The sequence below is a fragment of the Patescibacteria group bacterium genome, assembly GCA_024238995.1.
Classification (GTDB): domain Bacteria; phylum Patescibacteriota; class Minisyncoccia; order Minisyncoccales; family JANBVM01; genus JANBVL01.
Genome location: JANBVL010000004.1, coordinates 1 through 12,581, shown reverse-complemented (window position 1 = coordinate 12,581; position 12,581 = coordinate 1). Strand labels below are relative to the sequence as shown.

At 32.8% G+C, this 12,581-nt stretch carries 13 protein-coding genes, 9 tRNA genes and 1 pseudogene; 13 read left to right on the top strand and 10 right to left on the bottom strand.

Going from position 1 to position 12,581, the window contains the following annotated elements; translation table 11 throughout:
• Nucleotides 1-29: 29 nt before the first annotated feature.
• A complete protein-coding gene (gene ftsH, locus KJI70_02010) occupies nt 30-1,919 on the bottom strand; it encodes an ATP-dependent zinc metalloprotease FtsH (protein MCP6718296.1) in 1,890 nt (629 codons plus the stop codon).
• Nucleotides 1,920-1,933: 14 nt separating this feature from the next.
• A complete protein-coding gene (locus KJI70_02005) occupies nt 1,934-3,004 on the bottom strand; it encodes a S1 RNA-binding domain-containing protein (protein MCP6718295.1) in 1,071 nt (356 codons plus the stop codon).
• Between the two features lie 98 nt (nt 3,005-3,102).
• On the opposite strand from KJI70_02005, the gene KJI70_02000 reads away from it, so the two are divergent.
• The 5 genes and pseudogenes from KJI70_02000 to KJI70_01980 all read left to right on the top strand — a co-directional run bounded on the left by KJI70_02000 (nt 3,103) and on the right by KJI70_01980 (nt 5,131).
• Nucleotides 3,103-3,756: an MBL fold metallo-hydrolase gene (locus KJI70_02000; protein MCP6718294.1), complete on the top strand. Its 654-nt coding sequence runs from the start codon at nt 3,103-3,105 to the stop codon at nt 3,754-3,756.
• Nucleotides 3,753-4,115: pseudogene (gene rplS, locus KJI70_01995) on the top strand (50S ribosomal protein L19). The gene KJI70_02000 and the pseudogene rplS overlap by 4 nt, the downstream one beginning before the upstream one ends.
• Nucleotides 4,116-4,278: 163 nt before the next feature.
• Entirely contained in the window at nt 4,279-4,977 is a 699-nt protein-coding gene (locus KJI70_01990; protein ID MCP6718293.1) for a hypothetical protein, read from the top strand.
• A tRNA-Leu gene (locus KJI70_01985) sits at nt 4,942-5,025 on the top strand. Before KJI70_01990 ends, KJI70_01985 begins: the two co-directional genes overlap by 36 nt.
• A gap of 33 nt (nt 5,026-5,058) precedes the next feature.
• Nucleotides 5,059-5,131 (top strand) — tRNA-Val (locus KJI70_01980).
• A gap of 23 nt (nt 5,132-5,154) precedes the next feature.
• Here KJI70_01980 and KJI70_01975 read toward each other — a convergent pair.
• Complete coding sequence (locus KJI70_01975; GenBank protein ID MCP6718292.1) at nt 5,155-6,135, bottom strand: hypothetical protein; 981 nt, start codon at nt 6,133-6,135, stop codon at nt 5,155-5,157.
• Between the two features lie 107 nt (nt 6,136-6,242).
• On the opposite strand from KJI70_01975, the gene KJI70_01970 reads away from it, so the two are divergent.
• The 7 genes from KJI70_01970 (at nt 6,243) to KJI70_01940 (ending at nt 9,314) form a co-directional block, all read left to right on the top strand.
• Nucleotides 6,243-6,326: transfer RNA gene (locus KJI70_01970), tRNA-Ser, on the top strand.
• 32 nt (nt 6,327-6,358) lie between these two features.
• Nucleotides 6,359-6,742 carry a DUF4446 family protein gene (locus KJI70_01965; GenBank protein MCP6718291.1) on the top strand — a complete coding sequence of 128 codons (384 nt, stop codon included), beginning with the start codon at nt 6,359-6,361 and terminating at the stop codon, nt 6,740-6,742.
• Nucleotides 6,743-8,233, top strand: coding sequence for a translation initiation factor IF-2 (gene infB, locus KJI70_01960; protein MCP6718290.1), 1,491 nt, complete (start codon nt 6,743-6,745; stop codon nt 8,231-8,233).
• The gene (locus tag KJI70_01955) at nt 8,233-8,601 is read left to right on the top strand and encodes a ribosome-binding factor A (GenBank protein ID MCP6718289.1); all 369 of its coding nucleotides are present in this window, start codon (nt 8,233-8,235) and stop codon (nt 8,599-8,601) included. The genes infB and KJI70_01955 overlap by 1 nt, the downstream gene beginning before the upstream one ends.
• A gap of 4 nt (nt 8,602-8,605) precedes the next feature.
• Nucleotides 8,606-8,677: transfer RNA gene (locus tag KJI70_01950), tRNA-Cys, on the top strand.
• A gap of 70 nt (nt 8,678-8,747) precedes the next feature.
• Nucleotides 8,748-9,227: an HNH endonuclease gene (locus KJI70_01945; protein MCP6718288.1), complete on the top strand. Its 480-nt coding sequence runs from the start codon at nt 8,748-8,750 to the stop codon at nt 9,225-9,227.
• A gap of 4 nt (nt 9,228-9,231) precedes the next feature.
• Nucleotides 9,232-9,314 (top strand) — tRNA-Leu (locus KJI70_01940).
• A gap of 57 nt (nt 9,315-9,371) precedes the next feature.
• Here the strand turns inward: KJI70_01940 and KJI70_01935 are convergent.
• The 5 genes from KJI70_01935 to KJI70_01915 all read right to left on the bottom strand — a co-directional run bounded on the left by KJI70_01935 (nt 9,372) and on the right by KJI70_01915 (nt 10,329).
• Nucleotides 9,372-9,887, bottom strand: a complete 516-nt coding sequence (locus KJI70_01935) for a 3D domain-containing protein (GenBank protein ID MCP6718287.1) — start codon at nt 9,885-9,887, stop codon at nt 9,372-9,374.
• A gap of 116 nt (nt 9,888-10,003) precedes the next feature.
• Nucleotides 10,004-10,078, bottom strand: a tRNA-Gly gene (locus KJI70_01930).
• Nucleotides 10,079-10,081: 3 nt separating this feature from the next.
• A tRNA-Phe gene (locus KJI70_01925) sits at nt 10,082-10,153 on the bottom strand.
• Nucleotides 10,154-10,171: 18 nt separating this feature from the next.
• A tRNA-Ala gene (locus tag KJI70_01920) sits at nt 10,172-10,245 on the bottom strand.
• Between the two features lie 12 nt (nt 10,246-10,257).
• Nucleotides 10,258-10,329: transfer RNA gene (locus KJI70_01915), tRNA-Arg, on the bottom strand.
• 105 nt (nt 10,330-10,434) lie between these two features.
• On the opposite strand from KJI70_01915, the gene KJI70_01910 reads away from it, so the two are divergent.
• Nucleotides 10,435-11,457, top strand: coding sequence for a trypsin-like peptidase domain-containing protein (locus tag KJI70_01910; GenBank protein ID MCP6718286.1), 1,023 nt, complete (start codon nt 10,435-10,437; stop codon nt 11,455-11,457).
• Nucleotides 11,458-11,507: 50 nt separating this feature from the next.
• Here KJI70_01910 and KJI70_01905 read toward each other — a convergent pair whose 3' ends face one another.
• Together KJI70_01905 and KJI70_01900 are read right to left on the bottom strand one after the other, a co-directional pair.
• A complete protein-coding gene (locus KJI70_01905) occupies nt 11,508-11,717 on the bottom strand; it encodes a DUF5668 domain-containing protein (protein MCP6718285.1) in 210 nt (69 codons plus the stop codon).
• A 229-nt stretch (nt 11,718-11,946) separates the two neighbouring features.
• Nucleotides 11,947-12,315: a DUF1284 domain-containing protein gene (locus KJI70_01900; GenBank protein ID MCP6718284.1), complete on the bottom strand. Its 369-nt coding sequence runs from the start codon at nt 12,313-12,315 to the stop codon at nt 11,947-11,949.
• Nucleotides 12,316-12,581 lie beyond the last annotated feature (266 nt).

The following is a 12,581-nucleotide window of genomic DNA, read 5'->3' as shown; positions in this document are numbered from 1 at the left end:
AGATATTTTAATGGAACAAACAATAAATATTATACCCGCTTCACACTCACTTTAACCTGCTTACCTTTTTTTGGTTTTGAAACAATCCTTTTTTTAGAACTCTTCTTTCCAATCAAGCTTTCAAACTCTTCTTTTTCAATAATTTCTTTGTCAATTAAAGTTCTAGCAACCTTATCAAGCAATCTTTTCCTTTTAGTAAGAATCTTCCTGGCTTTACTCTCAGCTTCTTTTATAAACTTTAGAATCTCTTTGTCAATTAAAGTAGCTACTTGTTCTGAATAATTGCGCTGCTCACCTAATTCTTTTCCCAAGAATATTAATTCTTCTTTTTCTCCAAAAAAGACTGGCCCCAGATCACTCATTCCATAGTTTTTCACCAGCCTTCTCGTTAAATCTGATGCTTGTTTCAAATCATTGGAAGCTCCGGTTGTAATTTCTTTAAATTTCAGTTTTTCAGCAACATATCCGCCAAGTAAAGTTGCCAATTCTGATAAAAACTCACTTTTTGTTTTCATTCTTTTTTCTCTTTCTGGCATTTGCAAGGTATAGCCTGCTGCCATGCCCCTGGCAACAATTGAAATCTTTCGTATTGGATCAGTGTTTGGCAAAGATGCAGACACCAAAGCATGACCTGCTTCATGATAAGCTGCTATTTCTTTTTCTTTTTCACTTAAAATATGACTTTTCCTTTCAGGCCCCAGTAAAACCTTTTCAACTGATTCCAATAACTCTTGCTGGAAAATCTCTTTTTTATTCCTTCTGGCAGCTAAGATTGCAGCTTCATTCATAAGATTTGCTAAGTCTGCACCAGAAAACCCTGGAGTTCTTTCAGCAAGTTCTCTTAAGCTTGCGTTTTGATTTAATGGTTTTCCTCTTGAATGGATTTTTAAAATCTGTTCTCTGCCATCTATATCAGGCAAGTCTAACATTATTCTTCTGTCAAATCTGCCGGGACGAAGAAGAGCTGAATCTAATATATCGGGGCGATTCGTTGCTGCAAGAACAATTCTTGTATCATTTCTTTCAAAACCATCCATTTCAACAAGTATTTGATTTAAGGTCTGCTCTCTTTCATCATGGCCTCCGCCAACACCAGCGCCTCTCATTCTTCCAACAGCATCTAATTCATCAATAAAAATTATTGATGTTCCAGCTTTTTTAGCAGTAGAAAATAAATCCCGGACTCTGGAAGCCCCAACACCTACGAAAAGCTCTACAAAAGTTGAACCAGAAGTGTGAAAAAAGGGAACATCAGCTTCTCCAGCAACTGCGCGCGCTAACAATGTTTTTCCAACTCCAGCTGGACCTACTAATAAAACTCCTCTTGGAATTCTAGCTCCCATTTTCAAAAACTTTTTTGGGTGCTTTAAAAAATCAACAACCTCCTTTAATTCTTCTTTTGCCTCCTTGAGCCCTGCGACATCTTGGAATGTTGTTTTTTCTTTTCTTCTGTCATCTGCGCCAAATAGTCTGGCTCTGGATTTTGTAAAATCAAGGGCCTGCATTGCACCAGTTTTACTTTGTTTAAAGATTGACCAGAAAAAGAAAACTAAAATAAGTACTGGAACAACAGAAAAAAGAAGCGGAGCCAGCCATGTCCAAGCTCCACCAACCTCTTTGATTTCAATATTAACTTTTACTAATTTCTCTTTTGCAACTCCATAGTTAAGCAATGATTGAGAAAGAGAAGACTCGCCTTCTTTTCTTGAGCTTGCCTTTGAATCATCTAAATAAACAACATCAAGTTGATTGCCAGCAATAATAATGCCTTTAATTTTATCCTGGCTTACTTCTTCTGCTAATTTAGTAAATGATATTTCTTCTATCTCGCCAAAAGGCTGATAAAACAAACTAAAAATTGCTGAAATAAGTAAAAAAATTAACAAAATTGTTAGAAAGTTTTTTGCCAAATTCTTCATTTTTAAGAGGTGTTTTACTCTTTTATGAGTTTCAAGCTCATTTTATGTTCTTTTTCTTCGATTGAGAGAATTTTGAATTTATAAGTTTTCTCAAGCTCTAAAATCTCTTCCATTTTCTGATTTTCGAATTCAGAAACATGACAAAGTCCCTGGATCTCTTTATCTAGCTTTACAAAAGCGCCAAAAGGATTAAGCTTTGTCACTTCGCCCTTAATAATATCTCCTTTTTTATACTTTTCATTAATTCCTTTCCAAGGGTCTTTTTTTAAGGCCTTCAAAGAAAGCCAAACCCTATTGCCAGATATTTCAATTATCTGCGCCTTAATTTTATCCCCGACTTTAACAATATCTTGAGGGCTATTAATGATTTTCCAATCAAGTTCAGATATATGAACTAAACCTTCAAGCTGTTCAATGTCTTTCTTCGTTGATAAAGGAAATTTAATGAAAGCTCCAAAATCAGTTACTCCAGTAATTTCTCCTTTAACTTTATCTCCTATTTTAAACTTTTTTAATTTTTCCTTTGTTTTTTCCAAATCTTTTGCTTTTTCTGAAAGAATAACTTGTTCTTTTCTTTCAAATAAATCAAGTATTTTAACTTCCATATCCTTACCTACAAATTTCTGAAGCTCTTGTAATATTTTTGATCTTTCACCTCCTTCAACTTTTGGATAATTCTCATTTGATAGTTGAGAAACAGGCAAAAATGCAGAAAGACCAGAAACTTCTGTGACTAATCCTCCTTTATTAGCTCCAAGAATTCTTACTGTTACCAATTCACCATCTTCCTTTTTCTTTCTCAATTCTTCAAAAGTCATTTCTCTTGTAGCTCTTTTCATTGATAATTCAATAAATCCATCATCAGTTTCTATATCAGTAACTTTTGCAAAGACTTCGTCGCCAACTTTAAGTTTTTTCAATTTATACTTTGCATCATAAAACTCTTTGCCATAAATTATTCCTGTACCAACTGGCCCCAAATCAACAAAAACAGAAGATCGTCCTTTTCCAACCACCTTGCCTTCAACAAGTTCGCCAATTTTTATTGGCCTTAATAATTCATTTTTTTCTAATAATTGTTTCATAAATATAAGTTTAGTTTACACGTTTTATTGATTTTTTCAAGAGTTATGATATAGGTATTATATAAAGCAAAAGCGAATAAATTCAACAAATCATTCTTATGAATATAGTTTGGCAAGGACATGCCTTTTTTCAAATAACAACAAATCCGCAGAAAAACAGCTTAATTAAAATAGCTATTGATCCTTATGAAAAAAACTTAGGATTAAGGCTTCCAAAAACTGAAGCTGATGTATTGTTGGTTACCCATCAACACTATGACCACAATAATATTAAAGCTGTTTCAGGAAACCCTTTCTTAATTGAAGGCCCAGGAGAATATGATGTAAAAAACATCTTTGTGCATGGAATCCCAAGTTTTCATGACGAAAAGCAGGGCAAAGAAAGGGGTGAAAATACAATATATGTTATTGAAAGTGAAAATTTAAAAATCTGCCATATGGGAGATTTTGGCCAAAAAGAATTGACTGACGAGCAATTGGAAAAAATAGGAGAGGTTGATATATTGATGATTCCAGTTGGAGGAACCTATACTATTTCAGCTCAAGAAGCTTTAAAAATAGTATCTCAGATTGAGCCCCGCATTACAATTCCAATGCATTATAGTTTGCCAAACTTAAAAATTAAATTAGACCCAGTAAGTAAGTTTTTAAAAGCTTTTGGACTGAAATCTTTAAAGCCCATTAAAAAGTTATCAATTAAAAAAAGAGATTTAGCTCAAGATGAAGCAAAAATCATTATAATGGAAAAATGAAACAAATAAAAGAATTAATACAACCATTTTTAAAAAAGAAAATTCCTGATATAAAGCCTGGTGATACAGTAAAGGTTTATCAAAAAGTAAAAGAGGAAGCAAAAAAGAAAGGAGAAGAAGCAAAAGAAAAAATCCAGACTTTTGAAGGAATAGTTATTGCAAAAAAGCATGGAAAAGAAATCGGAGCAACAATTACAGTGAGAAAAGTAATTAGTGGTGTTGGAGTTGAAAGGATATTCCCTTTACACTTGCCATCTATTGATAAAATAGAGGTTTTAAGAAGAAGCAAAACAAGAAGAGCAAAGCTTTATTTCTTAAGAACAGCGAAAGGTAAAAGAGCAAGGTTAAAAAGAAAAGAATTTGTTGAAGTTGTTGCCGAAGAGCCAGAAAAAGAGGTTGTTGATGAGCAGTCAGAGATAAAACCTGAGTTAGCACAAGAAACTCAAGAATCAAAAAAACCAGTTGAAAAAACAGAGCCAACTACAGAAAAAAAAGCTGAACAAACTTCTCAAGAAAAACAAAATGAAACCCAAGAGAAAACAACCAATTAAATGGTCTCCGGAAATTGCTTATGCTGTTGGCCTTATAACAGCGGACGGGTGTTTATATAATGATGGAAGGCATATAGATTTCACTTCAAAAGATAAAGAATTGATTAACGCCTTTAAAAAATGTGTTGGCATTAATAATAAAATAGGATGGAAAACTAGTGGTTTCACAGAGAAAAAATATCCTAAAGTTCAATTCAGCGACGTTGTTCTTTATAGATGGTTAGTTAGTATTGGATTAACCCCAAATAAAAGCAAAACAATAGGAAAACTTAAAATCCCTAATCAATACTTTTTTGACTTTTTAAGAGGTCATTTTGACGGAGATGGAAGTTGTTATAGTTATTGGGATAAAAGATGGAGAAGTAGTTTTATGTTTTACACAACATTTACAACAGGAAGCTTGCTTCATCTGAAGTGGATACAATCTAAAATCAAAAAACTTTTAAAAATCAATGGATACATTACTGCTGGCAAAAGATGTTGGCAATTGAAGTATGCCAAGAAAGAATCAAAGGTATTGATTTCAAAAATGTATTATAAAAGAAATCTACCCCACCTGAAACGAAAATATATAAAATTGAAAAATATAATAAGGATTGACAATGAGGAATTGGATAGAAAATTAAGATTAAATGGGCGAGTGCTGGAATCGGTAGACAGCTTGAACTGAGGCTTCAAGGGGATTTTTCCCGTGGGAGTTCGATTCTCCCCTCGCCCACTTTCAAAGACACGTCCATAAAAAAATAAATAGGGGCAATTAGCTCAGTGGCTAGAGCGCGTCGCTTACATCGACGAGGTCGTAGGTTCAAGTCCTACATTGCCCACAAAATTAACTCTTAGAATCATTTTAAACTCGTTTTAGAACGAGTTCATTGATCGGAGTATTAACTCCGATAGTCTTTCCTAATTTAACAACAGCGCCATTATAATATTCTATTTCATCTAAATCCTTTGCTTTTTTTTCTCTTCCTTTAGAAATAAATCTAGCTAAAATGTTGCGAATAGGCACTAAAAAAAACATTGGAATTAAATCAATTAAAAAACAATATGTTTTTACTGGATAGTTTGAGAAATTAATAAATCTTCCATTAGATTTTTTAACAACCCTGACGTATTCTTTTAAAACTTTTACTTCTTGTTGAAAAATGTTTTTATCTTTAAAGCCATTTTTCACTGACAAATTATGGGAAGCGCTTACCATTCCGATTAAATTCAAAAATAATTTTGAAAATTCTAAATTCCTGGCATTTTCCTGTGGAAATTCCTGAATTTCAAAACCAGCATTTTTAAAAGTTTTAAAAACATCTTCAACGTTTAACTTCCCTTGTGCTTTTGAAACAGCAATGCGTATTGGCAAAGAATATTTTACATATATATTGCTGTTTTCTATTTTAATATCTATTGGATTAAATAAAACAGACCTAATAATAGTAATATCTTTTGCTCTCTGACCATAAATATCTTGCAAAGCTTTTTTTGCGTCATTTAAAGCATCGATGCCATTCTGGGAAAGAAAAAGAACAGGCGTCTTATCATTTTTAAATTTTTCAAAATAATATTTAACAACACTGTAAACTGGGTTTTTTGTTGTCACGAAAATAATGTCTGGAGCTAAATCAGAATTGAAATCACTATCTTTTATAACCTTGCAGTCAAACAACTGAGGCTCTTGTTCTTTCCTCTGAATATATAATTTTTTCTGCGCTATCAGTTCAATTTCTTTTTCCTTTGCCACGCCTAAAACACTAGCTCTATTTTTAAGTTCAAAAGCAAACATTGTGCCAGTTCTTCCTCCAACTCCAATAATAGCTACTTTAATGTTTTTCATGTTCTATGAGTATATCACTATTCATCTCCTTAATAAATTGATTTTAAGTGTATTCTGTGATAAATTTAAACATATTTTATTTAAGATTATCTATTAATTCTGCTACTGGTGGGGTGTTCCGAATCGGCAAGGAACCGCTTTCGAAAAGCGGCGGGTGAAAACCTATGCGAGTTCGACTCTCGCCCCCACCGCTTCTTGTATAATTAATCTAATAACCCATACTATGTTTGAACTTTTTAAAAAAGAAGATATTGATCCTAAAAATTGGAAACAAGTTATTGGAGAGTTTAAGTCTTTAAAAAAAGAATTTAGAAAAGTGTCCAAAGAATTGGATTATTTGAAAAAAGAGTCTGTGTTTTCTGTTCAAAAAATGGGAGTTGTTAGATTTAATCCTTTTAAAGATTTAGGTGGAAATCAAAGCTTTTCTATTGCACTTTTAGATGGGAATAATAATGGCGTGGTGATTACCAGTTTTTATAGCAGAGAAGGAAACAGGATGTTTGGCAAACCAATCAAAAAAGGCCACTCACATCACAGTCTGTCTGAAGAAGAAAAAAAAGCAATAGAAATTGCTAAAAAAACGAGAATTAAAAGAAAAGAGATTTAAATGACAAAAGAAAATGAAAATTTAATAACTAGACCTCCGGTCGTAGTAATCTTGGGGCACATTGATAGCGGTAAAACAAGCTTATTGGACCAAATAAGAAAAACTAAAGTTACTGAAAAAGAATCTGGTGGAATAACCCAGCATATTGGTGCTTATCAAGTTCGAAAAAATAATAAAAAAATTACCTTTATTGATACTCCTGGACACGAGGCTTTTTCTCAAATGAGGTCTCGTGGAGCAAAAATAGCTGATATTGCTGTTTTAGTAATAGACAGCACAAAAGGAGTTCAAGTTCAAACCAAAGAAGCTATTGAACATATTAAAAATTCTAAAGTGTCTTTAATAATTGCCTTTAATAAAATGGATAGGCCAGAAGCTGATCCCCAAAAAGCAAAAGGGCAGTTAGAAAAACAAGGAATTATTGTTGAATCTTTAGGAGGAAAAGTGCCTTCAGTTAATGTTTCTGCAAAAACAGGTCAAGGCATTGAAGACCTTTTAGATATTATACTTTTGATAGCTGAAATGGAAGAATTAAAAGCTGATAATTCAAAACCAGCTCAAGGAGTAATTATAGAGTCATATTTAGACAACAAAAGAGGGCCAATAGCAACCTTGCTCTTAAGTCAAGGAATATTGAAACCAGGGAATATAATTGCTACACCTTCAACAACTGGAAAAATCAAAAGTTTGGAAGATTTTCAAGGAGATCAAATCCTCCAAGCTGCTGCCGCTGATCCAGCGGTTGTTTTGGGATTAGATCAAGCGCCAAGAGTTGGTGAAACATTTAAAGTTTTTGAAAACTTAAAACAAGCAGAAGCATATATTAAAACTCCGGAAAAAGGAGGGGTTGAAAAAAGAGTTGAACTCCAAGAAGGGCAAAAGGCATTGAATTTAATTATTAAAACTGATGTTTTAGGTTCAATTGAGGCAATACAAAATATATTAAAACAACTTCCTCAAGAAAAAATTGTATTGAAAGTTTTAAAATCAGATGTTGGTCAAATAAATGAAAATGATATTCAGTTTGCAAAAAGTGGAAATGCTCTGGTTTTAGGATTCAGAGTGAAAGCCAACTCTACTGCCAATAGGCTGGCAGAAAAAGAAAAAATCAGGATAATGAATTTTGAAATCATTTATGATCTGGTTGAGGAAATCAGAAAATACATGGAAAAAATCTTAGAGCCTGAAGTAGTAAGAAATAATTTAGGTAAATTAAAAGTATTGGTAGGTTTTTGGGGCGAGAAAAAACGCCAAATTGTCGGAGGAAGAATGACTGAAGGAGAAATTACTAAAAGCGTTTTAATTGAAGTAACAAGAAACGGAGAAGTAATTGACCAAGGAAGATTGATTAATCTTCAAAAAAACAAAAAAGATATTGAAAAAGGTTCTAAAGGAGATGAAGTAGGGATACTTTACGAAGGAGAAAAAAAGATTGAGAAAGGAGATGAATTAATAATTTTTAAAAAAGAAAGGAAAAAAGGAGAACTCTAATGTCAAAACGAATTGACAAAGTCAATAAACTTATAAAACAAACTGTCTCTACTCTTCTTTTGAAAGAAGGGTATTTTGAAAAAGATATTTTAGTAACAGTTACTCAAGTAAAAACTGCTCCTAATTTTAATCAAACCAATGTTTTTATTAGTGTAATACCAGAGGAAAAATTTGATTTAGTTATCAAAGTGCTCAATAAAAACATTTATGACCTGCAGCAAAAACTCAATAAAAAACTGGTGATGAAACGTGTTCCTAAAATTATCTTTCGACAAGAGACAAAAACAAAAGAAGCTGATAGGATTGAGAAGCTTTTAGATGAGTTGAAAAAGCAGAAAAAAACAGATAATATTCAAACTGAAGAATAAATTTGGCGTGGTAGTCAAGTGGCTTAGACCTCGGTCTGCAAAACCGATTACGTGGGTTCAATTCCCACCCACGCCTCAAAACTTGATTAAGGCAAACAAATAGATATTATTTTGCTTTTACGTCTGCCATATATTATAATAATATAATGGCGAAATATAAAAGAAAAAGGAGCTGGACAGAAAAACAGCTAAAAAATGCTGTGAAAAAGTCAAGGAGTATAAGACAGATTTTGGGTATTCTTGGGCTTAGAGAAGCTGGAGGTAATTACAAGCAAATTAGAAAATATATTAAAGAATATAATATCGATGATAGTCATTTAAAAGGAAAAGGCTGGAATAAAGGATTAAAAGGTATAGGAAAACCGCGTATACCTTTAAATGACATTTTAGTAAAAAACAGTACATTTCAAAGCTACAAATTAAAAAATAGATTATTTAAAGCTGAGCTTAAAGAACAATATTGTGAAGATTGCGGATGGGCAGAAAAAACTAAAGACGGCTTTTTACCACTAGAGCTAGATCACATAAACGGAGATCCTTATGATAATAGCTTAAAAAATCTTAGAATCCTTTGTCCTAATTGCCACAGCTTAAAACCTGGACATAGAGGAAGAAAAAAAACTTAGTTTTGCCCGGGTGATGGAACTGGTATACATGCGACACTTAAAATGTCGTGGTCTTTGACCATGTGGGTTCAAATCCCACTCCGGGCACTAAACACAAAAACCACTGTATTAAATGCAGTGGTTTTTGTATTTTTCTTAATTAAATTAGCTTTCCAAAACTTCAATAATAGCTCTTTTTGCTCCAAAAGATTTTGCCTGCCAATAGTCAGCATACCAAATATCAATATGATAATTCCCTTTTCTTCTGTGCATCCTGTCTTCAACAGTAAAAATTTTATCGCCATAAACATCTGGAATTCTGATTCTTGTTCCAAAAGGCAATAAATTATTTGCTACAATCCCGTCTCTCACATAAGAGCCGGATGCAGTGATAAAAGGAGTATCATCTGTCTGAGACACCGTGCTTGAATAAGCAGTTATAATTACTGGCAGTTTTTTAACAACTTTTGGAGGAGGGTTTGCTGGATTTGATAAAGAAGTTAAGCTGTTATTCTGAACAACAATAAAATTAGGTATTACTACTAAGTCTGATGTGTCCTTGTTTTGTCCTATCGCAGAATAAACCTGTGATACAACTCCAAAAACAACTAGAAGTATTAAGGTTTGAATCACTAATAAAATCAAGCGTTTATTGTGATTTTTTATAGATTTCTTAATCATATTAAAACCCCTTGTTCTAAGGGATTTTGACATAATAGCGCTATCAAAACCTTGTGTCAAGGCCTTCAAAAACCGCTTTAAAAAGCGGTTTTTAGCAATTATGAATAAGTTTTTTCTGGAGCGGGCGAGCGGAATTGAACCGCCGTCCTCGACTTGGCAAGCCGATATAATAGCCACTATACTACGCCCGCATGTGCCGCGGAGTGGAATTGAACCACCTACCCTTTCTTTTTCAGAGAAATGCTCTACCAATGAGCTACCACGGCGCGTATTAATCCTTTATGTGGACCCAGTGGGATTCGAACCCACCACCCCTTGTATGCCATACAAGTACTCTAGCCAGCTGAGCTATGGGCCCATATTCACATTGTGTCCCCGACAGGAGTCGAACCTGTATTTGCAGCTTAGGAGGCAGCCGTTCTATCCATTGAACTACGGGGACAGACATTTCTTCGGGGATGAATAGCATTTTATCAGCTTTCTCTCTTGTTGACAATACAGGTTAATGATAAAATGATGACGTATTAAACTTAAAAAATTAAAGAGTATGCAAAAATCACCAATAGTTGAAATTGCTAAAAAGGTTTCTCCGGCTGTAATAACTGTGGTTGTTTCAAAAGATCTGCCCAAAATTGAAGGATTTTATTTTCTACCTTTTGGAGGAAGACAATTTATTGTTCCTAAGATGGGCAAAAACAAAAAAGAAGAAACTAAAATAGGAGGAGGTTCAGGGTTTATTGTTTCAAAAAACGGCTATGTTTTAACCTGCAACCATGTCGTTAAAGATCCAACAGCAAAATACACTGTTATTGTTGAACCAACAAAAAAATATCCTGCTAAGGTCTTGGCTAAAGATCCATTAACTGATGTTGCTATTTTAAAAATCCAAGATCATGGTTTCCCATATTTAGAGATGGGTGATTCAGGAAAAATTGACCTAGGAGAATCAGTAATTGCGGTAGGAAATCCCTTGGGAGAGTTTGAAGACACTATCTCAGCAGGCATTGTTTCAGGACTAAGTAGAAAGATTAAAGCTTATCAAGGAGGATCAAAAGCAACAAGCTTAAGAGGTTTAATCCAAACTGATGCTGCGATTAATCCAGGAAACAGCGGCGGGCCATTGGTTGATATGGAAGGAAATGCGATTGGAATTAATACTGCAATGGTAATGGGAGCACAAAATATTGGCTTTGCTATTCCAATTAATTACGCGAAAAAAGATTTAGAAGAAATAATGAAATTTGGCAAAATTAAAAAACCTTTCCTGGGTGTAAGATACTTTATTTTAAATGAACAAATTGCAAAGAATAATAAGCTTCCAATTAACTATGGTGCTTTGATCGTAAGAGAAAATCTAGGAGAAAGAGCAATAGTTAAAGGCTCTCCTGCAGATAAAGCAGGATTAAAGGAGTACGATATCGTTTTAGAATGTAATGGAAAAAAGATTAATGAGGACAACCCTTTAGCTGATCTGCTTCAAGAGAATAAAATTGGAACTGAAATAACTTTAAAAGTTTTAAGAGAAGATAAAAAGATTAATTTAAAAATAAAGTTAGGAGAAAAAAAATAAAGGCTTTTAGACAAACACACTAGTTATATAGCTAGTGTGTTTTTGTTTGATTATCCTCTTTGGCTTTCGTCTTCTTTATGTCCACAATTACAGCACCAACAACCATGCCCGTGTCCATGCTTTTTCTTTTTAAGCATGAATTTCAAACCAACAATAATCCAGATAGATGGCCAAATAATATTCCAAATTCCCATGTCAATATATCCTAAATTCCTAAGAAGTAGAACTATACCAATAATTAAAATGATAAGACCTAGCATTGTTTTTTAAAAAATATATTACTGATTAAAACGTGCGACCTTTTTAAATAATATTATTGACTCTTTTTTATTCATGTCTCTTATTTTAGCATTCTAACAAGCTTGACGTAAATAAAAAAGCCCACTTGAGTCTCATTCTAATGGGTCTCATACGAGACGTATTTAGAACTATTAACTGGATAGAAATAAAAGAAAATCTTAAAGATTTAGAATCTATTACGATATCAATCTAGCAACAATAATCTAACCACTCGCATTCTTTACATATTCCTTTAAGTTTTTCTAAATTGTGATCTACTAAATTCCTGGCTTCCATTATTTTAATTTCTGCATTTGGTTTAATTTCTAAATATCTCATAACCTTATTATCTTTTTCTTTTATTTCATTCTCAAAATTAGGACCTTTCTTAATACATTTTCCGTTATCATTATGCGGACAAGCACTACAAATAATATCTGTACTATCAATAACTCTAACTACAGGATTATCTTTTAAAACTTTCATTACCTCACAGAAATTCAGTACAAATTCTTTACTGTATCCTTTCTTTTTAAAATACTTCATACAAAGCAAGTGATGAGCTCTAATATTTATCATTGTTATTGAATCTTATATTTTAAATAAATTTATATGCTTATCGTATCAAAAAACCGCCTTTAAAAGAAGGTGATTTTTTGTTTTTTTGAGTGGGTCAACGACCAAATATTATTATAACTAACCTCTTAAAAGTTCTTGAAGATTATGATTATATCAAAAGCTTAAATCAGAAATTTGAACTAATAAAGAATTTTGAGGTATAATTAAAATATATAATTAATTAATAAAAAATTATGATAAAAAAACTTATTGCAGTCGCATTATTA

Excerpts from the sequence above, each read along its gene's own strand:
- KJI70_02000 (MCP6718294.1), top strand. The coding sequence starts at position 3,103 with ATGAATATAGTTTGGCAAGGACATGCCTTTTTTCAAATAACAACAAAT.
- KJI70_01910 (MCP6718286.1), top strand. The coding sequence starts at position 10,435 with ATGCAAAAATCACCAATAGTTGAAATTGCTAAAAAGGTTTCTCCGGCT.
- infB (MCP6718290.1), top strand. The coding sequence starts at position 6,743 with ATGACAAAAGAAAATGAAAATTTAATAACTAGACCTCCGGTCGTAGTA.
- KJI70_01955 (MCP6718289.1), top strand. The coding sequence starts at position 8,233 with ATGTCAAAACGAATTGACAAAGTCAATAAACTTATAAAACAAACTGTC.
- KJI70_01990 (MCP6718293.1), top strand. The coding sequence starts at position 4,279 with ATGAAACCCAAGAGAAAACAACCAATTAAATGGTCTCCGGAAATTGCT.
- KJI70_01935 (MCP6718287.1), bottom strand. The coding sequence starts at position 9,887 with ATGATTAAGAAATCTATAAAAAATCACAATAAACGCTTGATTTTATTA.
- KJI70_01945 (MCP6718288.1), top strand. The coding sequence starts at position 8,748 with ATGGCGAAATATAAAAGAAAAAGGAGCTGGACAGAAAAACAGCTAAAA.
- ftsH (MCP6718296.1), bottom strand. The coding sequence starts at position 1,919 with ATGAAGAATTTGGCAAAAAACTTTCTAACAATTTTGTTAATTTTTTTA.
- KJI70_01900 (MCP6718284.1), bottom strand. The coding sequence starts at position 12,315 with ATGATAAATATTAGAGCTCATCACTTGCTTTGTATGAAGTATTTTAAA.
- KJI70_01975 (MCP6718292.1), bottom strand. The coding sequence starts at position 6,135 with ATGAAAAACATTAAAGTAGCTATTATTGGAGTTGGAGGAAGAACTGGC.
- KJI70_02005 (MCP6718295.1), bottom strand. The coding sequence starts at position 3,004 with ATGAAACAATTATTAGAAAAAAATGAATTATTAAGGCCAATAAAAATT.
- KJI70_01965 (MCP6718291.1), top strand. The coding sequence starts at position 6,359 with ATGTTTGAACTTTTTAAAAAAGAAGATATTGATCCTAAAAATTGGAAA.
- KJI70_01905 (MCP6718285.1), bottom strand. The coding sequence starts at position 11,717 with ATGCTAGGTCTTATCATTTTAATTATTGGTATAGTTCTACTTCTTAGG.